This window comes from Pandoraea fibrosis (genome assembly GCF_000807775.2).
Classification (GTDB): domain Bacteria; phylum Pseudomonadota; class Gammaproteobacteria; order Burkholderiales; family Burkholderiaceae; genus Pandoraea; species Pandoraea fibrosis.
Window position 1 is genome coordinate 4,171,775 of record NZ_CP047385.1, and the last position, 21,237, is coordinate 4,193,011.

Annotated in this window: 21 protein-coding genes; 6 read left to right on the plus strand and 15 right to left on the minus strand. The window is 62.3% G+C overall.

What is annotated here, in order from left to right; all coding sequences use genetic code 11:
• Window positions 1-5: 5 nt before the first annotated feature.
• The 6 genes from PI93_RS18360 (at window position 6) to PI93_RS18385 (ending at window position 5,668) form a co-directional block, all read left to right on the plus strand.
• Window positions 6-785 carry an oxepin-CoA hydrolase, alternative type gene (locus PI93_RS18360; RefSeq protein WP_039368567.1) on the plus strand — a complete coding sequence of 260 codons (780 nt, stop codon included), beginning with the start codon at window positions 6-8 and terminating at the stop codon, window positions 783-785.
• 144 nt (window positions 786-929) lie between these two features.
• Window positions 930-1,646, plus strand: coding sequence for a histidine phosphatase family protein (locus tag PI93_RS18365; protein ID WP_039368685.1), 717 nt, complete (start codon window positions 930-932; stop codon window positions 1,644-1,646).
• Window positions 1,647-1,774: 128 nt separating this feature from the next.
• Entirely contained in the window at window positions 1,775-2,893 is a 1,119-nt protein-coding gene (locus PI93_RS18370; protein ID WP_052240551.1) for a phosphotransferase, read from the plus strand.
• Between the two features lie 11 nt (window positions 2,894-2,904).
• Window positions 2,905-4,143, plus strand: coding sequence for an acyl-CoA dehydrogenase family protein (locus PI93_RS18375; protein ID WP_039368570.1), 1,239 nt, complete (start codon window positions 2,905-2,907; stop codon window positions 4,141-4,143).
• 183 nt (window positions 4,144-4,326) lie between these two features.
• The gene (locus PI93_RS18380) at window positions 4,327-5,019 is read left to right on the plus strand and encodes a glutathione binding-like protein (protein WP_039368574.1); all 693 of its coding nucleotides are present in this window, start codon (window positions 4,327-4,329) and stop codon (window positions 5,017-5,019) included.
• 313 nt (window positions 5,020-5,332) lie between these two features.
• Entirely contained in the window at window positions 5,333-5,668 is a 336-nt protein-coding gene (locus PI93_RS18385; protein ID WP_010807396.1) for a YegP family protein, read from the plus strand.
• A 62-nt stretch (window positions 5,669-5,730) separates the two neighbouring features.
• Here the strand turns inward: PI93_RS18385 and PI93_RS18390 are convergent, their stop codons facing one another.
• From PI93_RS18390 to PI93_RS18460, 15 genes are all read right to left on the minus strand, one after another.
• On the minus strand, window positions 5,731-6,186 hold the full coding sequence (locus PI93_RS18390; protein WP_039368691.1) for a MaoC family dehydratase: 456 nt from the start codon (window positions 6,184-6,186) through the stop codon (window positions 5,731-5,733).
• A gap of 156 nt (window positions 6,187-6,342) precedes the next feature.
• Window positions 6,343-6,816 (minus strand): DUF1178 family protein, encoded by a 474-nt coding sequence (locus tag PI93_RS18395; protein ID WP_039368577.1) that lies wholly within the window; start codon window positions 6,814-6,816, stop codon window positions 6,343-6,345.
• A 63-nt stretch (window positions 6,817-6,879) separates the two neighbouring features.
• Window positions 6,880-7,473 (minus strand): NUDIX domain-containing protein, encoded by a 594-nt coding sequence (locus PI93_RS18400; RefSeq protein WP_039368581.1) that lies wholly within the window; start codon window positions 7,471-7,473, stop codon window positions 6,880-6,882.
• Window positions 7,474-7,549: 76 nt separating this feature from the next.
• Window positions 7,550-7,861, minus strand: a complete 312-nt coding sequence (locus PI93_RS18405) for a DUF2818 family protein (protein ID WP_039368693.1) — start codon at window positions 7,859-7,861, stop codon at window positions 7,550-7,552.
• 140 nt (window positions 7,862-8,001) lie between these two features.
• Complete coding sequence (gene nuoN / locus PI93_RS18410) at window positions 8,002-9,471, minus strand: NADH-quinone oxidoreductase subunit NuoN (protein WP_039368585.1); 1,470 nt, start codon at window positions 9,469-9,471, stop codon at window positions 8,002-8,004.
• A gap of 20 nt (window positions 9,472-9,491) precedes the next feature.
• Complete coding sequence (locus tag PI93_RS18415; RefSeq protein ID WP_039368588.1) at window positions 9,492-10,973, minus strand: NADH-quinone oxidoreductase subunit M; 1,482 nt, start codon at window positions 10,971-10,973, stop codon at window positions 9,492-9,494.
• An 18-nt stretch (window positions 10,974-10,991) separates the two neighbouring features.
• A complete protein-coding gene (gene nuoL / locus PI93_RS18420) occupies window positions 10,992-13,040 on the minus strand; it encodes an NADH-quinone oxidoreductase subunit L (RefSeq protein WP_039368590.1) in 2,049 nt (682 codons plus the stop codon).
• A 17-nt stretch (window positions 13,041-13,057) separates the two neighbouring features.
• Entirely contained in the window at window positions 13,058-13,369 is a 312-nt protein-coding gene (gene nuoK / locus PI93_RS18425; protein WP_023596640.1) for an NADH-quinone oxidoreductase subunit NuoK, read from the minus strand.
• A gap of 9 nt (window positions 13,370-13,378) precedes the next feature.
• Complete coding sequence (locus PI93_RS18430) at window positions 13,379-14,014, minus strand: NADH-quinone oxidoreductase subunit J (RefSeq protein WP_039368593.1); 636 nt, start codon at window positions 14,012-14,014, stop codon at window positions 13,379-13,381.
• A 79-nt stretch (window positions 14,015-14,093) separates the two neighbouring features.
• Entirely contained in the window at window positions 14,094-14,585 is a 492-nt protein-coding gene (nuoI, locus tag PI93_RS18435; RefSeq protein ID WP_010807406.1) for an NADH-quinone oxidoreductase subunit NuoI, read from the minus strand.
• 23 nt (window positions 14,586-14,608) lie between these two features.
• Complete coding sequence (gene nuoH / locus PI93_RS18440) at window positions 14,609-15,673, minus strand: NADH-quinone oxidoreductase subunit NuoH (RefSeq protein ID WP_039368596.1); 1,065 nt, start codon at window positions 15,671-15,673, stop codon at window positions 14,609-14,611.
• The gene (nuoG, locus tag PI93_RS18445; protein WP_039368598.1) at window positions 15,674-17,986 is read right to left on the minus strand and encodes an NADH-quinone oxidoreductase subunit NuoG; all 2,313 of its coding nucleotides are present in this window, start codon (window positions 17,984-17,986) and stop codon (window positions 15,674-15,676) included.
• A gap of 29 nt (window positions 17,987-18,015) precedes the next feature.
• Entirely contained in the window at window positions 18,016-19,308 is a 1,293-nt protein-coding gene (gene nuoF, locus PI93_RS18450) for an NADH-quinone oxidoreductase subunit NuoF (RefSeq protein ID WP_039368602.1), read from the minus strand.
• A complete protein-coding gene (nuoE, locus tag PI93_RS18455; protein ID WP_039368605.1) occupies window positions 19,305-19,805 on the minus strand; it encodes an NADH-quinone oxidoreductase subunit NuoE in 501 nt (166 codons plus the stop codon). The genes nuoF and nuoE overlap by 4 nt, the downstream gene beginning before the upstream one ends.
• Window positions 19,806-19,976: 171 nt before the next feature.
• Window positions 19,977-21,230, minus strand: a complete 1,254-nt coding sequence (locus PI93_RS18460; RefSeq protein WP_039368609.1) for an NADH-quinone oxidoreductase subunit D — start codon at window positions 21,228-21,230, stop codon at window positions 19,977-19,979.
• Window positions 21,231-21,237 lie beyond the last annotated feature (7 nt).

Genomic DNA, 21,237 nt, shown 5'->3' on the forward strand with positions numbered 1-21,237 from the left:
GCCCCATGAGCGCCGAACTGCTTGCCGAACGTGTCGACCAAACGCTGGTGCTGACGCTGTCCAACCCCGGAGCGCGCAATGCGCTGCATCCGGATATGTACGCCGCCGGTGTCGAAGCGCTGGCCACTGCGGAGCGCGATCCGTCCGTGCGGGCCGTGGTGCTCACCGGCGCCGACAACTTCTTTTGCGCGGGTGGCAATCTGAATCGGCTGCTGGAGAACCGGCAGAAAGATCCGTCGGTGCAGGCCGCGAGTATCGATGCGCTGGCCGAGTGGATCGAAGCGCTGCGGGCGTGCCCGAAGCCGATCATCGCCGCCGTCGAGGGTGCCGCCGCCGGGGCCGGTTTCTCGCTCGCTCTCGCGTGCGATCTGCTTGTTGCCGCCGAGAACGCCAAGTTCGTGATGGCCTACGTCAAGGTCGGGCTCACGCCCGACGGCGGCGGCTCATGGTTCCTCTCGCAAGCCCTGCCGCGCCCGCTCGCCACCGAGATCCTGCTCGAGGGCAAGCCGGTGCCGGCCGCTCGTCTGGCCGCCGCGGGCCTTGTCAATCGCGTGGTCGCCCCCGGTCAGGCCCGCGCCGAAGCGCTGAACTGGGCGACCGATCTCGCGCAGCTCTCGCCGAACGCCGTCGGCCGCATCAAGACACTCATCGAGAGCGGCGCCAGCGAAACGCTGACATCGCAACTGGGCGCGGAGCGCGACAGTTTCGTCGCGTCGCTCCATCATGCCGACGGTCTGGAAGGGATCAGCGCTTTCCTCGAGAAACGTCCGGCAAAATACGCCTGAGCGTGTGACGGAGGCGCGGCGCACGCGAACCTTCGACGTGCGCCGTCTGTCAACACTTCGCCGCAGCCGCCTATCGGTTGCCGGCCCGTTCAGGAGAATTTCCGCATGAGTTCACTCGGCCATCTGAGTCCCGACACCGGTCCCTTGGCGTTCACACCACCGCAGCGCCGCCGCATCTATCTGATGCGTCACGGCGACGTGACGTACTTCGACGACAGCGGCAAACCCATCGACGCCGATACCGTCCCGCTCAACGAACTGGGCCGCTCGCAGGCCAGCGCCGCCGGGCGCGCCTTCGCGGCCGAGAACATCCGCTTCGACCGCGTGATCGTCAGTGGCCTGCCGCGAACCCGCGAGACGGCCGAGCGTGTGCTGGCCGAGACGGGCCAACACATCGATATCGAGACATGGCCGTGCTGGGAAGAGATTCGCGCGGGCAGCTTGTCCGGCCTGCCACCGGCCGAACTCGCGCAAGCGTTCCTCAGTGCATTCGATGGTCTGGTGCCCGAAGACACGCGATTCATGAATGGCGAATCGGTCCGCGAACTGCTTGACCGCGTGGTGCCGCCGCTCGCGGAACTGCGTGCCGACACCTCGTGGGACACAGTGCTGCTGGTATTGCACGGCGGCGTGAATCGCGCGATTCTCTCGCATGCCCTGCACCCGCTCGGACGGCTCTTTCTGGGCCAACTCGCCCAGACGCCTGCGTGCATCAACGCACTCGACGTCGGGGACAAGCCCGAGGACTGGGTGGTACGCCTGATGAACTTCGCACCACCGCAGCCGCTGCATCGCGACAACCGGCTGACGGTGATGGAGAAGATTTTCGCGTCGTTCCTGCGCACCCGAAAGCGGGGATAAGGTCGATAGAGTTGCAAACGCAGGATCAGAATATTCCGCGGCCGCACGACACCCTGCGGCCGATCGGCAAGTGCACTACGCTGTAGCATCGTCTCGATCAACGTAGCACCGGAAATGCAGGAGACAGCATGGCCGAGGAGCTTGCGCAGGACTTTTCCGCCTTTGCAGGCGAACGCGCGCTAAGTGAGCGCGCGCCCTTCGATACCGCCGCGCTCGCGCGATGGCTGACCGAGCATGTCGATGGCTTCGCCGGGCCGTTGACACTCACACAGTTCAACGGCGGCCAGTCCAATCCCACCTATCGCCTGACGACACCCGGTGCCGCCTACGTGCTGCGAACCAAGCCGGCGCCCACGGCCAGACTTCTCCCCTCCGCCCACGCCATCGAGCGCGAGTACCGCGTGATGAAGGCTCTCGCAGGCACCGACGTTCCCGTCGCTCGCATGCGCGGTTTGTGCGAGGACGAAAGCGTGATCGGACTGGCGTTCTACGTCATGGACTTCGTGGCAGGACGCGTGTTGTGGGACCCGTCGCTCCCCGGCATGACAGCCGCCGAGCGCAGCGCCATCTACGACGAAATGAATCGCGTCATCGCGGCGCTGCACCGGGTCGACTATCGCGCCATCGGCCTCGAGTCCTATGGCAAACCGGGCGACTATATCGCGCGACAAATCGCCCGGTGGAGCAAGCAATACCGCGCGTCGGAGACAGAAACCATCGACGCGATGGATCGGCTCATCGAGTGGCTACCCACCCATCTGCCGACCGACTCGCCCGAGCGCACGACCATCGTGCACGGCGACTTTCGTCTCGACAACCTGATCTTCCATCCCACCGAACCGCGCGTGCTCGCCGTGCTCGATTGGGAGTTGTCCACACTCGGGGATCCGCTCGCCGACTTCAGCTATCACTGCATGGCGTGGCATGTCAGCCCCGGGGTGTTTCGCGGCATCGCCGGACTCGACTGGCAAGCGCTCGGCATTCCCGACGAAGGGGCTTACGTCGCGCGATACGGCGAACGCACGGGCATCCAGCCGCCTGCGCAGTGGCACTTCTACCTCGCTTACAACATGTTTCGCATCGCCGCGATTCTGCAAGGAATCATGAAACGCGTGGCCGACGGCACCGCCGCCAGTCAACAGGCGCTCGATGCCGGCAAACGCGCGCGTCCGATGGCCGAACTCGCGTGGGAATATGCGCAGCGCGCACAGCGCAACACAGCCGCTGGTGCAACCGGCAGTCACTGAACGGAGACCTCATGGATTTCAGCTACAGCCCCAAAGTCGAAGCCTTGCGCGCGCGTTTGTCCGCCTTCTTCGACGAGCATATCTTCCCGAACGAGCACCGCTACCTCGAAGAGATCGAGATCGCACGCCGTCAGGGCGACGCGTGGCAGCCCTCGCAGGTCATCGAACGTCTTAAGCCGCTCGCCCAGCAGGCAGGGTTGTGGAACCTCTTCCTTCCCGACTCCGGGCGGGGGGCGGGCCTGAGCAACGTGGAATACGCGCCGTTGTGCGAGATCATGGGACAGGTGCCGTGGGCGCCGGAAGTCTTCAACTGCAACGCGCCCGACACCGGCAACATGGAAACGCTCGAGCGCTACGCGACCGACGCGCAGAAGGCGCAATGGCTCGAACCGCTGCTGCGCGGCGAGATCCGTTCCGCGTTTCTCATGACGGAGCCGGACGTCGCCTCGTCCGACGCCACCAACGTGCAATGCCGGATTCGTCGCGATGGCGACGATTACGTCATCAACGGCCGCAAATGGTGGTCGACCGGCGCAGGCGACCCGCGTTGCGCGCTCTATATCGTGATGGGCAAGACCGACCCCGATGCCCCCAAACACGCACAGCAGTCGATGATTCTCGTGCCGTCCGACGCCCGTGGCATCTCGCGCGTGCGCCCGCTCACCGTATTCGGTTACGACGATGCGCCGCACGGCCACATGGAGATCGAACTCGACGAGGTCCGTGTGCCCGCAAGCAGCATTCTGCTCGGCGAAGGGCGAGGCTTCGAGATCGCGCAAGGACGTCTCGGCCCGGGACGCATCCACCATTGCATGCGCCTCATCGGTCTGGCCGAACGTGCGCTGTCGCTGATGTGCCAGCGCACCCTCTCGCGCGTGGCGTTCGGCAAACCGATTGCGGCGCAGGGCGTGACACGCGAACGCATCGCCGAAGCGCGCTGCCAGATCGAGCAGGCACGCCTGCTCACGCTCAAAGCCGCTTACATGATGGATACCGTCGGCAACAAGGCGGCACGCGCCGAGATCGCGATGATCAAGGTCGTGGCACCGACCATGGCGTGTCAGGTGCTCGACTGGGCCATGCAGGCGCACGGGGCGGCAGGTCTTTCAGGAGACTTCCCGCTGGCCTATGCGTATGCCAACGCCCGCACCTTGCGTTTCGCCGACGGTCCGGACGAAGTCCATCGCAATGCCATCGCCAAGCTGGAACTCGCGCGTTACCTCGACGCAGAGAGTGGCCCCGCTCACTGACCCCACGCCCGGCAGGGAAAAACGTTCTGTGGTGTAATTTCCGGGCAGTTTTTCCCGGGGGGGCCACGCTTGCGCCCCCGGCCTGTTTCGTTATCTGTGACATCACCGTGCCGGGCGCCTGACGCGATCGTCGCCCGCCTGACGGGGAACGGCGTCGAGCGACGCCCCAACGAGGAGCCGCAATTGATTCAGGTCTATTCCTGGGCTACGCCTAACGGCCACAAAGTCCACATCATGCTCGAAGAGTGCGGGCTGCCGTACCACGCCCATGCCGTCGATATCGGCGCGGGCGATCAGTTCAAGGACGCCTTTCTCGCCATCTCGCCAAACAACAAGATCCCGGCCATCGTCGACGAAGACGGTCCGGACGGCAAGCCGATATCGCTGTTCGAGTCGGGCGCGATCCTGCTGTATCTGGCGGGCAAGACCGGGCGCTTCCTGCCGCAAGACGTGCGCGGCAAGTACGAAACGCTCGAGTGGCTGATGTTCCAGATGGGCGGCGTGGGACCGATGCTCGGGCAGGCGCACCATTTCCGCATCTACGCGCCCGAGAAGATCGACTACGCGATCAAGCGCTACACGAACGAGGCCCGGCGTCTCTATGGTGTGCTGGACAAACGGCTGGGCGACCATCCGTATGTCGCAGGCGATATGTACACCATTGCAGACATCGCGATCTGGCCCTGGCTGCGTTCGTGGAAAAACCAGGGGGTCGAGCTTTCGGACTTCCCCAACGTGCAGAAATGGTTCGACGCCATCGAGGCCCGCCCCGCAGTGCAGCGCGGCATCAAGGTGCTGGCCGATGCACGCAAGCCGTTGCAGGACGACAAGGCGCGCGAAATGCTGTTTGGCGCCACGCAGTACGCCCGACGCTAAGCTGCCGGGCCCGCCATACCGGATGCTGGCCCGAGGCACGGGCCGGCACCGTCACCTCTCGTGCGAGCCTTACCGCGCCTGAAGCCCAGGTTCGGCAAGGCGTGCCGGGAAGTGGTTTACACTTCGAAACAAACTGCGGTATCGCCGGGACGCAGGCGGTGCTAATCTAAGCGCAATCCGCTCCATGCGCAGGTGTCATCGGGCGCGTCATCCGAGAGGTTTTCAAGGTTTCTCCGACGCGGCTGGCAGCCGTCGTCTCTTGCAGTTCGCAGTCCCTCGCCGCTGGCTTTTGGAAGATCCGGGAGATCCACATATGTCAGGCAAGTTCGAACTCAAGCGTAGCCCCAACGGTGAATTCCACTTTCACCTGCTGGCCGACAGCGGGCACATCATCCTCTCCTCCGAGACTTACAAGGCACGCGCTTCCGCGCAGAACGGCATCGAGTCCGTTCGCAAAAACTCGGTCGAGGATCATCGTTTCGAGCGCAAGACGTCGACGTCCGGCCGCCCCTATTTCGTGCTCAAGGCGCGCAATGGCGAGATCATCGGTCAAAGCCAGATGTTCTCGACGGCGGAGCAGATGGAGGACGGCATCACTCAGGTCAAACGCGATGCGCCGGCGGCATCGGTGAGTGATTTGTCGCACTGAGATTCGTTAAGCGTTGCGCGGCGGGCTGATACGCCCGCCGGTCAGGCCGTGCGCCGTGTCCTTCAGGCGACGCGCTTCAGATAGAGCCCCGTTCCCCGGAACCGGCACACTTCCTCGCCATGCTGATTCGTGGCCGTCCAGAGCTGGCGCACGATGCCGCGATCTGGCCGGGTCTTCGATGCCCGCACTTCCAGCGTGCTGCTGGTCACGGTAATCGTATCCCCCGGGCGCACCGGCTTGAGCCACTCGATCTGTTCGACACCCGGAGAGCCCATGCTTGCCGAACGCGAGAGCAGCTTGTCGACGTTCATCCGCATCATGATGCTGCACGTATGCCAGCCACTGGCCACCAGTCCGCCGAAATGTGATTCGCGTCCGGCCAGTTCATCGATGTGAAACGGCTGGGGATCGAATTGACGGGCAAAGTGCACGATCTCGTCTGCCGTGAACGTGTATTCCCCCAGATCGAAGGTGTCACCCACTGCGAAATCTTCGAAGTAATACTCGAACGTTGCCATCGCGAACTCCTCCGTGCGGCGCGCCGGCATCGTCTGGCAGGCGCGCAAGATGGGACATGCGTGGAAATACGTGGAAATGGCGTAGCGATTGCCGGCCTGCGCCGGAACGACACCGACTGCCGACGGCGCCCCGCGCCGGATAGCCCGGCGACGGGCTTACTGTAACGTATCCTTGAAGCCGTCGGGAATGGGCAGCGGCATCACGTCGATCCCCTCCTCGGCCAACGCCTCGGTCTCTTCCCGAGACACCGTCCCGCGGATGTTGCGCTCCGGGGCTTCCTGATAGTGGATCTTGCGGGCTTCCTCGGCGAAATTGCTGCCGACGTCCTCCGTATTCGCCATGACGTGGCGCACGGCCTTCATCCAGAGCGTCTGCAATTCGCGTTTGGCTTCGATGGCGCCGCTGACGGCCTCGTGTGCGCCCTGAGCGGCTGCCGGCGCAGCATCGGCCCGTGCGGTCGCCCCCGACAGATTCAGGCGCGGCGCGGACGGCATGCGAACGATCGCCGTGTCGCCGCATACCGGGCATGTCACCAGCCCCCGTGCCTGCTGCGATAGGTAATCGTCCTCCGAGCCGAACCAGCCCTCGAAGGTGTGCTCGTGCGCACAACGCAAATCAAAAACCTTCATGACGCGATAGATGTGTCCCGGCCCGGCCGGTCACCCGGCCCGGGCTCAAAAAAAGTCGATGGATCAGCGCAGCGGCGAACGTTCATTCGGCTGCCAGACCCCCGATATTATCTTTTCCAGCCAAAACGCGCCGATGATGGATTTCACGTCCGTGATACGCCCATCGCGCACCCATTGCAGCAGCTCGGTCGCCGGCATCTTGAACACGTCGAGAAACTCGCCGTCGTCGAGTCGCTGCTCGCCCAGCGTGAGATCGCGCGCGAGCCAGATGTCGATGAATTCCGTCGAATACGAAATCACCGGATGAATCCGGGTGAGGTAATCCCAGCGTTTGGCGTGGTAGCCGGTCTCTTCGAGCAATTCGCGTTGGCCGCAGGCCAGACCGCCTTCGGCTTCGTCGAGCTTGCCCGCCGGCAATTCCGTCATCACGCGCTGAAGCGGGTAACGATACTGACGCTCCATGAGCACCTGACCGTCTTCGAAGAGCGGAATCACCATGACCGCCCCCGGATGGGTGGTGTACTCGCGCGTCGCCGTCTTGCCGTCGGGCAGACGAACGCGATCGCGCTTGATCGTCAGGAACGCGCCCTCGTAGACCGTCTCGCTCGTAACACGCGTCTCGATCAGATGTTGATCGTCGGTTTGACCCTGGGTCATAAGCCCTCCACGGCTGAAAATTGGCGAACCCAAAACAAAACGCCGCCCAAAGGCGGCGTCTTGCAAAGCAGACATCTCAAGCGGCAGCCGCCGGTCGATGACGCCACAAATACCGGTAGACGAAGCCCGGAAACGCGAACACGACATATAGACTCGCCGTGACGGCGTAGAACTCCCAGCCCTGCGAAAACACGTTGCCGATGCTCGACTCGATCACGTAACCGAGGGCGCCCACCACAAAGTAGGTCACCACCAGTTCGATCAGTCGCAGCCACAGCGGCTTGCCCGCCCGTCTGAGCGCAATCACGCCAAACAGGCGCTGGTTCACGAACGGCAGGTTCGCACCCAGCACGGCCAGCAGAATCACAAGCGTACCCCCTGCCGACATGCCCATCGTATTGCCTCCGCCGTCCTTCGGTTCGTCTTTTGTGGACCGGGCCAGCAGGCGCATCTCGTCGGCCTGCCCTGCCCGGTTTCCGGCCGACGTCGTTGCCTTCGTCGACCTCGTCGTTCCTGATGCCCGGCCGCTTAGCTGGCCAGCGTCAGTTTGATGGTGCGCAGGCACCAGTCCATCAGCGGGCCGGGCATCAGGCCCAGATACACCAGCACCAGACCGTTGAGCGACAGCACGAGGCGCATCGTACCGCTGCCTTCCAGCGCGTTAGCATCTTCCGGCTTGTCGAAGTACATCAGCTTGACGACACGCAGGTAGTAGAACGCACCGATCAGCGAGGCGATCACCGCCACGACAGCCAGCCACACCATACCGGCGTTGACCACGGCTTGCAGCACGGCCAGCTTGGCGTAGAAGCCTGCCAGCGGCGGAATGCCGGCCAGCGAGAACATCAGCATCAGCATGACGAAGGCGAACCACGGGCTACGCTGGTTCAGGCCCTTCAGATCCGAGAGGTTCTCGGCTTCGAAGCCCTTGCGCGAGAGCAGCAGCACGATACCGAACGTGCCCAGCGTCGTCAGCAGGTAGATCACGCTATAGAACAGCGACGAACCGTAAGCGTCGGCGATACCGTCGATCTTGCCGCCCACCACGCCCGAGAGCATGCCCAGCAGCACGAAGCCCATGTGCGAAATCGTCGAGTACGCCAGCAGACGCTTGACATTGGTCTGCACGATGGCCGTCAGATTACCGATCACCAGCGAGAGCACTGCCAGGATGATCAGCATCTGTTGCCAATCGATCGCCAGCGGCAACATGCCTTCGACGAGCAAACGCAGCAGCAATGCGAAGGCACCCAGCTTCGGCGCGCCACCGATGAGCAGCGTGACGGGAGTCGGCGCGCCCTGATAGACGTCCGGCACCCACATATGGAACGGGGCGGCACCCAGCTTGAACGCCAGACCGGCAACCACGAACACCACGCCGAACACCAGCACGATCTTGTTCACGGCACCCGAGGCGATGACCTCGAAGACCTTGGCCAGCTCGAGCGAACCGGTCGCACCGTACATCATCGACATGCCGTACAGCAGGAAGCCCGAAGCGAGCGCACCCAGCACGTAGTACTTCATGGCCGACTCGGTCGCGTTCGTCGAATCGCGCCACACGGCTGCCAGGGCATACAGCGACAGGGACATCAGTTCCAGACCCAGATACAGCGTCAGGAAGTTGTTGCCCGAGATCATCACCGACAGACCCAGCAGCGAGAACAGGCTGAGCACATAGAAGTCGCCACGGGCAAGGCCGCGCGCTTCGAGATACTTCTGGCCGTAGATGAACGTGACGAACGTTGCCAGACCACCGAAGGCCTTGAGCAGGTTCGACATCGGATCGGCGATGAACACATTGCCGAACAGGTAGTGCGATGCCGGGTCCCCGGCATTGCATGCCCACAGCACCGACACGACCGCAGACGTGATGAGTGCCAGAACGTAGTTGAGCTTGCGCGTCTGGCCGAGGAACGCGTCGCACATCATGATCACGAGGATCATGAGCAGCAGGATGGCCTCCGGCAACGCAGGCAGCAGATTAATGTTTTGCATGATCTAGATGTCCTCCCCGATTACGGCAGCTTGGTCTGCGCCACGTGGGCGAGGAGGTTAACCACGGAGGTGTGCATCAGGTCCGTGAAAGGCTTCGGATAGATACCCATGAACAGCGTGAGTGCAGCCAACACGGCCAGCATGAAGAACTCGCGCTTGTTGATATCGATCAGCTCGCGCACATGATCGTTGGCGATGGCGCCGAAAATCACGCGCTTGTACATCCACAGCGAGTAAGCCGCACCGGTGATCAGCGAGGTAGCCGCCAGCAGGCCCACCCAGAAGTTCAGCTTCACTGCGCCCAGAATCACCAGGAATTCACCCACGAAACCCGAGGTCGCCGGCAGGCCGCTGTTGGCCATCGCGAACAACATGAAGAACGCGGCAAACTTCGGCATCGTGTTCACCACACCGCCGTAATCGGCGATGTTGCGCGAGTGCATGCGGTCATACAGCACACCGATACACAGGAACATGGCGCCCGACACGAAACCGTGCGAGATCATCTGCACCATCGCGCCCTGCATGCCGATTTCGCTGAACATGAAGAAGCCGAGGATCGCGAAGCCCATGTGAGCAATCGACGAGTAAGCGACCAGTTTCTTCATGTCGGTCTGCACCAGCGCCACAAGGCCGATGTAGACGACGGCGATCAGCGCGAGCGTGATCATGAAACCCGACAGATAGTGGCTGGCGTCCGGCGCGATCGGCAGCGAGAAGCGCAGGAAACCGTATGCACCGAGCTTGAGCATGATCGCGGCCAGCACGACCGAGCCGCCCGTCGGCGCTTCCACGTGGGCGTCCGGCAGCCAGGTATGCACCGGCCACATCGGCACCTTCACCGCGAAGGCCATGAAGAACGCCACGAACAGCAGGATCTGCACGTTCATCGGGATCTTGGCCGCATACCAGTCGGTCAGCGTGAACGAGCCCGTTGCGTTGTACAGGTAAATCAGTGCGACCAGCATCAGCAGCGAGCCGAGCAGCGTGTACAGGAAGAACTTGAACGCTGCGTACACACGGTTCGGACCACCCCACACACCGATGATCAGATACATCGGGATCAGCGTGGCTTCGAAGAACACGTAGAACAGCAGGCCGTCTTGCGCCGAGAACACACCGATCATCAGACCCGAGAGGATCAGGAAGGCGGCCATGTACTGCGAGACGCGCTCCGTGATCACTTCCCAGCCCGCGATCACCACGATCACCGTGATGAGCGCGGTCAGCACGACCAGCCACAGCGAGATGCCGTCGATGCCCAGGAAATAGTTGATGTGGAAACGCTCGATCCAGCTCGTCTTTTCGACGTACTGGAACGCCGACGTGTTGGCGTCGAAATTCGAGATCAGCGGCAGCGTGACCAGGAAGCTCACCAGCGAACCGATGAGCGCCAGCACGCGTGCACCCGTCGGGTTACGGTCATTTCCCACGGCGAGGACAACGATCCCCGACAGAATGGGCAGCCAAATGGCCAGACTCAGAAGCGGTAGCGATTGCATTATTGTTGGCTCCCCCTATTACTTGCCGTTCAACGTCACAAACAGCGTCAGGAGCCCGAGCATGCCGAGGATCATGGCGAACGCGTAGTGGTAGATGTAACCGGATTGCACGAAGCGGATGACACCGGCGAACCAGCCCACCAGACGCGCGCTGCCATTCACGACGGCACCGTCGATGAGACCCTGATCGCCCGCCTTCCACAGGCCGCGGCCAATCTTGAGCGCGCCCTTGGCGAAGACCACTTCGTTGATCTTGTCCATGTAGTACTTGTTGTCGAGCAGCGTGTAGATGCCCGAGAAGCGGTTCTTCAGCGCTTCCGGAATGTCCGGACGCTTCAGGTAGAAGAACGCCGCGAGCACGATACCCAGTGCCGACAATGCGATCGGCAACGTGCCGAACGAGTGCAGCGCCATCGCCACCCAGCCGTGGAACTCATGGCCCAGCTCTTCCATCGCCGGGTGATTCTCGCCGATGAAGATCACGTCCTTGAACGCCACGCCTTGTTTGAAGAACTGACCGAACAGCATCGGGGCAATCGCAATGGCACCGATGATGACCGACGGGATCGCCAGCAGAATCAGCGGAATCGTCACGACAGCGGGCGACTCGTGCGGCTTCTGCCCCGGTGCCAGACCGTGGTGCTCGCCGTGTGCGTCTTCCTCTTCCTCGTGGTGGGCGTCGTGATGGTCATGGTGTGCCTGACCGAAACGCTCCTTGCCGTGGAAGACCAGGAAGTACATGCGGAACGAGTAGAACGCCGTAACGAACACGCTGGCGACCACTGCGAAGTAGGCGAAACCCGAGCCCGGCAGATGCGAGGCGGCCACCGCTTCGATGATCGAGTCCTTCGAGTAGAAACCCGAGAAGAACGGCGTGCCGATCAACGCCAGCGAACCGAGCAGCGACGTGATCCATGTGATCGGCATGTACTTCCACAGGCCGCCCATGTTGCGCATGTCCTGATCGTGATGCATGCCGATGATGACCGAGCCCGCACCGAGGAACAGCAGCGCCTTGAAGAACGCGTGCGTCATCAGGTGGAAGATGGCGACCGGGTAGGCCGACACACCGAGTGCGACCGTCATGTAACCGAGCTGCGAGAGCGTCGAGTAGGCCACGACACGCTTGATGTCGTTCTGGATCATGCCCAGGAAGCCCATGAACAGTGCCGTGATCGCGCCGATGATCGTGATGAACGACAGCGCGGTGTCCGACAGCTCGAACAGCGGCGACATGCGGCTCACCATGAAGATACCTGCCGTCACCATCGTGGCCGCGTGGATCAGTGCCGAGATCGGGGTCGGGCCTTCCATCGAGTCGGGCAGCCAGACGTGCAGCGGGAACTGCGCCGACTTACCCATCGCGCCGATGAACAGGCAGATGCAGGCCACGGTGATCAGGCGCCAGTCGGTGCCCGGGAACGACAGGGCCGCGACATCGTTGGCCTTGGCGAACACTTCACCGTAGTTCAGCGTGCCGGTGAAGGCCAGCAACAGGCCGATACCGAGCAGGAAGCCGAAGTCACCGACACGGTTGACCAGGAACGCCTTCATGTTGGCGTAGATCGCGGTCGGACGCGTGTACCAGAAACCGATCAGCAGGTACGAGACCAGCCCCACCGCTTCCCAGCCGAAGAACAGTTGCAGGAAGTTGTTGCTCATCACGAGCATCAACATCGAGAACGTGAACAGCGAGATGTACGAGAAGAAGCGCTGGTAGCCAGGATCTTCCGCCATGTAGCCGATGGTGTAGATGTGCACCATCAGCGAGACGGACGTGACCACGCACATCATCGTGACGGTGAGCGTGTCGACGAGGAAGCCGATCTCGAGTTTGAGTTCGCCGATGCGAGCCCATTCGTAAACCGTGGCGTTGAAGCTCGCCCCGTTCATGACGTCGATGAAGGTCATGACCGACAGGACAAACGCGACCAGCACGCCGAGGATCGTGACCGTGTGGGCGCCCGCGCGACCGACTTGCTTGCCGAACAGACCGGCAATCAGGGAGCCGACGAGCGGCGCCAGCGGGATCGCGAGCAGCAGGTTGGGATTCAATGTGGATGCCATAACAGCGTTCGCTTTTGTTAACCCTTAAGGCGGTCGAGATCTTCGACGTTGACCGTTTCGAGCTTACGGAACAGCGTGACCAGAATGGCCAGACCGATCGCGGCTTCCGCGGCGGCTACCGTAAGAATGAAGAACACGAATACCTGACCGGCAATGTCGCCCAGGTAATGCGAGAACGCGACGAAGTTCAGATTGACCGCGAGCAACATCAGCTCGATGGCCATCAGCAGCACAATCACATTTCTGCGGTTGAGGAAGATACCGGTAATGCTGATCGCGAAAAGAATCGCGCCCAACACCAGGTAATGCGCTAGCGACAACGACATCATGCTGTCTCCTTATTCCGCCGCCGGCGTGTCAGTGCCGGTGGATTGCTGCCGGGCTTCGGCGGGCATCGACACGAGGCGCACGCGGTCACGCGCCTTCACGCGCACCTGCTTGCTCGGGTCGGTCTGTTTGTGATCCTTGCGGCTACGCATCGTGAGCGCAACGGCTGCCACGACGGCCACCAGCAGGATCAGACCTGCCACTTCGAAGGCAAAGATATAGTCGGTGTACAGCGCGATACCCAACGCCTTGGTATTCGGCACGTCGGGCGCCGACACGGCCTTGACCGGGGCGCGCGTGGCACCGTAGCCGCGCATCAGCACCAGCGACGCTTCGACGATCATGATCGCGCCGACGGTGCTCGCCAGCGGAATGAACTTGCCGAAGCCGCGTCGCAGTTCGTCGAGATTGATGTCGATCATCATCACCACGAACAGGAACAGCACCATCACCGCGCCGACGTAGACGAGCACCAGCATGATGGCCAGGAACTCGGCCTCGAGCAGCATCCAGATCGCCGCGGCGTTGAAGAAGGCCAGCACCAGGAACAGTGCCGACTGTACGGGGTTGCGCGAGGTCACGACCTTCAGGCCGGAGACCACGAGGATCAGCGCAAACACGTAGAAAAGAAAGGTTGTGAATTCCATAATCACCGGGTGTCGCGAGAATTAGCCAACGTCAATTGCCGTACCGGGCGCGCCATCGATCTGCCGCGCCCTGCCCTGCTTAACGGTACGGCGCATCGGCCGCCTTGGCCGCCGCGATTTCGTTTTCGTAACGATCGCCCACCGCGAGCAACATTTCCTTGGTGAAGTACAGATCGCCACGCTTCTCGCCGTGATACTCGAGAATGTGCGTCTCGACGATCGAGTCCACCGGGCAGCTTTCTTCGCAGAAGCCACAGAAAATGCATTTGGTCAGATCGATGTCATAACGCGTGGTACGGCGAGTGCCGTCGTCACGCACATCCGACTCGATCGTGATGGCCATTGCCGGGCACACGGCTTCGCACAACTTGCAAGCGATGCAGCGCTCTTCGCCGTTCGGATAACGACGCAGCGCATGCAGACCGCGAAAACGCGGCGACAGCGGCGTCTTCTCTTCCGGAAACTGCACCGTCACCTTGCGAGCGAACGTGTAACGCCCCGTGAGCGCCATGCCCTTGAGCAGTTCCAACAACAGGAAACTGCCGAAAAAGTCCTTGATTGCCCTTACCATGGGATTCCTCTACTCCGTTCGCCTCAGCCCCAGATGTTCCAGGGCGACATGATCCAGCCACCCACCACGATCACCCAAACGATCGTCAACGGCAGGAAAACCTTCCAGCCCAGACGCATGATCTGGTCGTAGCGGTAGCGCGGGAACGTCGCACGCACCCAGATGAACACCGACAGCAGCAGGAACACCTTGAACGCCAGCCAGAACACACCCGGGATGAACGACAGGAAGCCGAACGGCGCACTCCAGCCACCCAGGAACAACACCGCAGCCAGCGCCGAGATGATGATCATGTTGATGTACTCGGCCAGGAAGAAGAGCGCGAAGCCCATGCCCGAGTACTCGATCATGTGACCGGCCACGATTTCCGATTCGCCTTCCACCACGTCGAACGGGTGGCGGTTCGTTTCCGCAATGCCCGAGATGAAGTAGACGACGAACATCGGCAGCAGCGGCAGCCAGTTCCACGACAACAGATTCAGGCCCATGCCGGCGAACATGCCGTGCTCTTGCGAGCGCACGATGTCCGACAGGTTGAGCGAGCCGGCCGTCATCAGCACCGTCACCAGCGCGAAGCCCATGGCGATTTCATACGAAATCATCTGAGCCGATGCGCGCATGGCACCGAGGAAGGCGTATTTCGAGTTCGAGGCCCAGCCGGCGAGAATCACGCCGTACACCCCGATCGACGAGATCGCAATGGCGTACAGCAGACCGGCGTTCACATCGGCCAGCACGGCGCCCGGCTGGAACGGGATGACCGCCCAGATCGCGAAGGCCGGCAGCACGGCCATCACCGGGGCGATGGCGTAAATGCCCTTGCTGACTTGCGACGGCGTGATCACTTCCTTGAGCAGGAGCTTCAACACGTCGGCGATCGGTTGCAGCAGACCGGCGGGACCCACGCGGTTCGGACCGAGACGCACGTGCATCCAGCCGATGAGCTTACGCTCCCACAGAATCAGGTACGCCACGCACAGCAGCAGGATCACGGCCACGACGAGAATGCGGACCAGCGCCCACACCGTCGGCCAGGCCACGCCCAGCAGTTGCGTGCCGTATTGATTGATGACTTCGTTCAGGCTCATTTACGCCTTCTCCACCGAAATTTCACCGAACATCGCGCCAAGCGCGGCGGACGCCGGCGTGGCTGCCGGAACGCGCACCACGTTGGCAGGCAGCGTTTCCGAACGAGCGGCCGGCAGCGTCACCACAGCATCGCCCTGGCGCACGCGCACGGCGTCACCGGCGGCGAGGCCCAGGCTGTCGAACAGTGCTGCCGGCAGCGTGGCACGCAGCGCAGCCTTGGCGTCATTCGTCAATTGCAGCGACGGGGCGCGGCGCACCAGGGCATCGGCCGCATAGATCGGCACATCGGCCAGACGCTCCAGACCCTGACCCGCGGCCTTCGGAGCCACCAGTGCCGCCTTCGCGCGGTTGTCCAGCGCTGCCACCGAAAAACCGGCCAGCGCTTCGTCGCGAACCTGTTCGGCGGTGTCCTGCTCGAAGCCTTGCAGTTTGAGGAGGTTGCCCAGCACGCGCAGCACCTTCCAGCCCGGACGCGTTTCGCCCAGCGCACGCACCACACCGTTGAAGTGTTGCGGCAGGCCTTCGGCGTTGACGAACGTACCGGCGGTTTCCGTAAACGGGGCGATCGGCAGCAGCACGTCGGCGTACTCGAGGCCGTGCTTGAACGGCGAGAGCGAGACGACCATCTTCGCGGCGTTCAATGCCGTCAGCGCTTGCTTCGCATCGGCCGAATCGTATTCCGGCTCGGCGTTGAGCAGCAGATAGGCCTGACGCGGTTGCGCGAACAGTGCAGCAGCGCCCTTCGCGTTCGTGGCCTTCACTGCGTAGCCGCCCACCGTGTTGGCACCTTCGGTCAGGAAGCCCAGCGAGGCGCCGGTGATGTCGGCGATCACTTGCGCGATAGCGTGCAGTTGCGAGAACTGCGGATGTTGCACAGCGGCGTTACCCAGCAGGATCGCGCGGCGCTCGCCATTCACCAGCGACGCGGCGATGGCCTTGGCGGCATCGCTGGCGCTCACGCCGGCGAGCTCTGCCGGGACGGCAACGCCCTTGGCAGCCGCGGCGGCCACGGCGATACCGGCCAGTTCGCTCGCCCAGGCACCCGGTGCGGCGATGATCTTGTTGGCGACCTTCACCAGCAGGTCGTCGTCCGAGCCGTGCAGCACATTGAGTTGGCCACCGGCCTTCACCGCGGAGCGCAGACGCGAGGCAAACAGCGGATGGTCCTTGCGCAGGAACGAACCGACGACCAGCGCGCTTTGCAGCTTGTCGAGCTCAGCGATCGGCAGGCCGAGCCACGGAGCACCCTGGGTGCCGCCCGACACGTCCGTCTGACGCAGACGGAAGTCGACGTTGTCGCTGCCCAGTGCGCGCACGAACTTCTGCAGCAGGTGCAGTTCTTCGACCGTGGCGTGCGGCGATGCCAGTGCGGCGACAGCATCGGCGCCGAAGTCGCGGATGATGTCCGTCAGACCGTGACCGACGTACTCGAGCGCGGTCTGCCAGTCGACTTCGTGCCACTCACCGCCTTGCTTGAGCATCGGCTTGGTGAGGCGCTCGTCGCTGTTCAGACCTTCGTAAGAGAAACGGTCCTTGTCCGAGATCCAGCATTCGTTGATCGCTTCGTTTTCGAGCGGCACAACGCGCAGGACCTTGTTGTTCTTCACTTGCACCACGAGGTTGGCACCCACGCCGTCGTGCGGGCTCACCGACTTGCGGCGCGACAGTTCCCACGTGCGGGCGCTGTAGCGGAACGGCTTCGACGTCAGCGCACCGACCGGGCACAGGTCGATCATGTTGCCCGACAGTTCCGAGTCGACCGTCTTGCCGACGAACGAGGTGATTTCCGAGTGTTCGCCGCGACCCAGCATGCCGAATTCCATGACGCCGGCCACTTCCTGGCCGAAACGCACGCAGCGGGTGCAGTGAATGCAGCGCGACATCTCTTCCATCGAGATAAGCGGGCCCACGTTCTTGTGGAACACCACGCGCTTCTCTTCCTGATAGCGCGACGCCGACTTGCCGTAACCAACCGCCAAGTCCTGCAATTGGCACTCACCGCCCTGATCGCAGATCGGGCAGTCGAGCGGGTGATTGATCAGCAGGAACTCCATCACCGATTGCTGTGCCTTCACAGCCTTCTCGGAGTTGGTGCGCACGATCATGCCGTTGGCCACCGGCGTTGCACAGGCCGGCACCGCCTTCGGGGCCTTTTCGACCTCGACCAGGCACATGCGGCAGTTCGCAGCGATGGACAGCTTCTTGTGGTAGCAGAAGTGGGGAATATAGGTGCCGTTTTTCTTGGCAGCCTGGATCACCATGCTGCCTTCGGGCACCTCGACCTTTTGGCCGTCAATTTCGATTTCAACCATAGCGGTTCAATGCCAACCGTCAAAAGGGATTAGTGAGCGCCGACCAAGCAATGCTTGTGCTCGACGTGGTAGGCGAACTCGTCCCAGAAGTGTTTGAGCATGCCTCGCACCGGCATCGCTGCGGCATCGCCCAGCGCGCAAATGGTACGGCCCATGATGTTCTCGGCCACCGAGTTGAGCAGGTCCAGATCTTCCTTGCGGCCTTCGCCGTGCTCGATACGATTGACCACGCGCCACAGCCAGCCAGTCCCTTCACGGCACGGCGTGCACTGACCGCACGATTCTTCGTAGTAGAAGTACGACAGACGCAGCAGCGAGCGCACCATGCAGCGCGTCTCGTCCATCACGATCACGGCCCCCGAACCCAGCATCGATCCAGCCTTGGCGATGCTGTCGTAGTCCATCGTGGTTTCCATCATCAGGCCGGCCGGTACGACCGGTGCCGATGAACCGCCCGGAATCACGGCCTTGAGCTTCTTGCCACCACGCATGCCACCGGCCAGTTCCAGCAGTTCGCCGAACGGCGTACCCAGCGGCACTTCGTAGTTACCCGGCAGCTCGACGTCGCCCGACACCGAGAAAATCTTGGTGCCGCCGTTGTTCGGCTTGCCCATTTCCAGATATTGCTGCGGGCCGGTCGCCAGCAGGAACGGAACGGCCGCGAACGTCTCGGTGTTGTTGATGGTCGTGGGCTTGCCGTACAGACCGAAGCTCGCCGGGAATGGCGGCTTGAAACGCGGTTGACCCTTCTTGCCTTCGAGCGACTCGAGCAGTGCCGTTTCTTCGCCGCAGATGTACGCGCCATAACCATGGTGAGCGTGCAACTGGAACGAGAAGTCCGTGCCGAGAATGTTGTCGCCCAGATAACCGGCAGCGCGCGCTTCCTCGAGCGCCTCTTCGAAGCGCTCGTACACTTCGTAGATTTCGCCGTGGATGTAGTTGTAACCGACGGTGATGCCCATGGCGAAACCGCCGATGGCCATGCCTTCGATCAACGCATGCGGGTTGTAGCGCAGGATGTCACGATCCTTGAACGTACCGGGCTCGCCTTCGTCCGAGTTGCAGACGAGGTACTTTTGCCCCGGGAACGCGCGCGGCATGAAGCTCCACTTCAGACCGGTCGGGAAGCCTGCGCCTCCACGGCCACGCAGACCCGATGCCTTGACGTCGGCAATGACCTGCTCCGGCGTGAGGCCTTCCTTCAGAATACGTGCGAGCTGCTGGTATCCACCGCGCTTGACGTAATCTTCCAGATGCCAGTTCTCGCCGTTGAGGTCGGCGAGAATCAGCGGTTTGATGTGACGGTTGTGCAGCGACGTCATGCTTTCTCTCCCGCGGCGCCCTTGGCCTTGAGCTCATCGAGGAGCGCGTCGACCTTGGCTTCGTTCATGAAGCCGCACATGCGATGGTTGTTCACCAGCATGACGGGGGCATCGCCGCAAGCGCCCATGCACTCACCTTCCTTGACCGTAAAGAGACCATCAGGCGTGATGTCGTTGTACTCGACACCCAACTTCTCCTTCAGGTACTTGGCCATCTCTTCGCCGCGCGTGAGCTGGCAAGGCAGGTTCGTGCACACGGTCAACTTGAACTTGCCCACAGGGCTCGTGTTGAACATGGTGTAGAAGGTTGCGACCTCTTGCACCGCGACTGCGGGCATTTCGAGGTAGTCCGCCACGAACTGCATCACTTCGGGCGACAACCAGCCTTTCTCGACCTGCGCTACGGCAAGTGCGTGCATCACCGCCGACTGCTTCTGCTCGGCAGGGTATTTGGCAACGGCACGGTCGATTTTCTTCAGGGCTTCGGGAGAAAGCATTTCCGATCCGACTGTTCTCTAAAACGTTATCCCCGCTCGTGCCAGCGCGGGCGAGCCGATGTTGTCGGCTGCCCGCGCACTACCGGCACGGCAACTGGAACGGCAACGGTTTCGACCTGCAAAACCCCACCGAAATAAAACCTGCGGGCGCCTTGGGCGCCCGCTGCGCATTTAGCGATCGATCTCGCCGAACACAATGTCCTGGGTCCCGATGATCGCCACCGCATCGGCAATCATGTGACCCTTCGCCATCTCGTCGAGCGCGGAAAGGTGGGCGAAGCCCGGCGCGCGAATCTTCAGGCGATACGGCTTGTTGGCACCGTCCGACACCAGATAGATGCCGAACTCGCCCTTCGGGTGCTCGACAGCGGCATACGTCTCGCCGGCGGGCACGTGGAAGCCTTCGGTGAAGAGCTTGAAATGGTGAATCAGCTCTTCCATGTTCGACTTCATTTCGACGCGCGACGGCGGAGCCACCTTGTGATTGTCCGTAATGACCGGACCTTCATTGGCACGCAACCACTTCACGCACTGGCGGATCAGGCTGGCCGACTGGCGCATTTCTTCCACACGCACCAGGTAACGGTCGTAACAGTCGCCTTCCTTGCCCACCGGAATATCGAATTCGAGGCGGTCGTACACTTCGTACGGCTGCTTCTTGCGCAGGTCCCAGGCAATGCCCGAACCGCGCAGCATCGCGCCGGAGAAGCCCAACTGCATGGCGCGCTCGGGCGACACCACACCGATACCGACCAGACGCTGCTTCCAGATACGGTTATCGGTGAGCAGCGTTTCGTACTCGTCGACGCACTTCGGGAAGCGAATGGCGAAGTCTTCGATGAAGTCCAGCAGCGAGCCTTCGCGCGCTTCGTTCATCTTCTTGATCGCGCGCTCGTTGTGGAACTTCGATGCACGATACTTCGGCATGGCATCCGGCAGATCGCGATACACGCCACCCGGACGGTAGTAAGCCGCGTGCATACGGGCACCCGAAACGGCTTCGTACACGTCGAACAGGTCTTCGCGTTCGCGGAAGGCGTAAAGGAACACTGCCATCGCGCCCACGTCGAGGGCGTGCGAGCCAATCCACATCAGGTGATTCAGCACGCGCGTGATTTCGTCGAACATCACGCGGATGTATTGTGCGCGAATCGGCACGTCAACGCCGAGCAGCTTTTCGATCGCCATGACGTAGGCGTGCTCATTGCACATCATCGACACATAATCGAGACGATCCATGTACGGCACGGATTGCAGGAACGTCTTCGATTCGGCGAGTTTTTCGGTCGCACGGTGCAACAGGCCGATGTGCGGATCGGCGCGCTGGATCACTTCGCCGTCCAGCTCGAGCACCAGGCGCAGCACGCCGTGCGCTGCCGGGTGCTGCGGACCGAAGTTCAGGGTGTAGTTCTTGATGTCTGCCACAAGGCCA

Excerpts from the sequence above, each read along its gene's own strand:
- PI93_RS18360 (WP_039368567.1), top strand. The coding sequence starts at position 6 with ATGAGCGCCGAACTGCTTGCCGAACGTGTCGACCAAACGCTGGTGCTG.
- PI93_RS18370 (WP_052240551.1), top strand. The coding sequence starts at position 1,775 with ATGGCCGAGGAGCTTGCGCAGGACTTTTCCGCCTTTGCAGGCGAACGC.
- PI93_RS18375 (WP_039368570.1), top strand. The coding sequence starts at position 2,905 with ATGGATTTCAGCTACAGCCCCAAAGTCGAAGCCTTGCGCGCGCGTTTG.
- PI93_RS18385 (WP_010807396.1), top strand. The coding sequence starts at position 5,333 with ATGTCAGGCAAGTTCGAACTCAAGCGTAGCCCCAACGGTGAATTCCAC.
- PI93_RS18390 (WP_039368691.1), bottom strand. The coding sequence starts at position 6,186 with ATGGCAACGTTCGAGTATTACTTCGAAGATTTCGCAGTGGGTGACACC.
- PI93_RS18395 (WP_039368577.1), bottom strand. The coding sequence starts at position 6,816 with ATGAAGGTTTTTGATTTGCGTTGTGCGCACGAGCACACCTTCGAGGGC.
- PI93_RS18400 (WP_039368581.1), bottom strand. The coding sequence starts at position 7,473 with ATGACCCAGGGTCAAACCGACGATCAACATCTGATCGAGACGCGTGTT.
- PI93_RS18405 (WP_039368693.1), bottom strand. The coding sequence starts at position 7,861 with ATGTCGGCAGGGGGTACGCTTGTGATTCTGCTGGCCGTGCTGGGTGCG.
- nuoN (WP_039368585.1), bottom strand. The coding sequence starts at position 9,471 with ATGCAAAACATTAATCTGCTGCCTGCGTTGCCGGAGGCCATCCTGCTG.
- PI93_RS18415 (WP_039368588.1), bottom strand. The coding sequence starts at position 10,973 with ATGCAATCGCTACCGCTTCTGAGTCTGGCCATTTGGCTGCCCATTCTG.
- nuoL (WP_039368590.1), bottom strand. The coding sequence starts at position 13,040 with ATGGCATCCACATTGAATCCCAACCTGCTGCTCGCGATCCCGCTGGCG.
- nuoK (WP_023596640.1), bottom strand. The coding sequence starts at position 13,369 with ATGATGTCGTTGTCGCTAGCGCATTACCTGGTGTTGGGCGCGATTCTT.
- PI93_RS18430 (WP_039368593.1), bottom strand. The coding sequence starts at position 14,014 with ATGGAATTCACAACCTTTCTTTTCTACGTGTTTGCGCTGATCCTCGTG.
- nuoI (WP_010807406.1), bottom strand. The coding sequence starts at position 14,585 with ATGGTAAGGGCAATCAAGGACTTTTTCGGCAGTTTCCTGTTGTTGGAA.
- nuoH (WP_039368596.1), bottom strand. The coding sequence starts at position 15,673 with ATGAGCCTGAACGAAGTCATCAATCAATACGGCACGCAACTGCTGGGC.
- nuoG (WP_039368598.1), bottom strand. The coding sequence starts at position 17,986 with ATGGTTGAAATCGAAATTGACGGCCAAAAGGTCGAGGTGCCCGAAGGC.
- nuoF (WP_039368602.1), bottom strand. The coding sequence starts at position 19,308 with ATGACGTCGCTGCACAACCGTCACATCAAACCGCTGATTCTCGCCGAC.
- nuoE (WP_039368605.1), bottom strand. The coding sequence starts at position 19,805 with ATGCTTTCTCCCGAAGCCCTGAAGAAAATCGACCGTGCCGTTGCCAAA.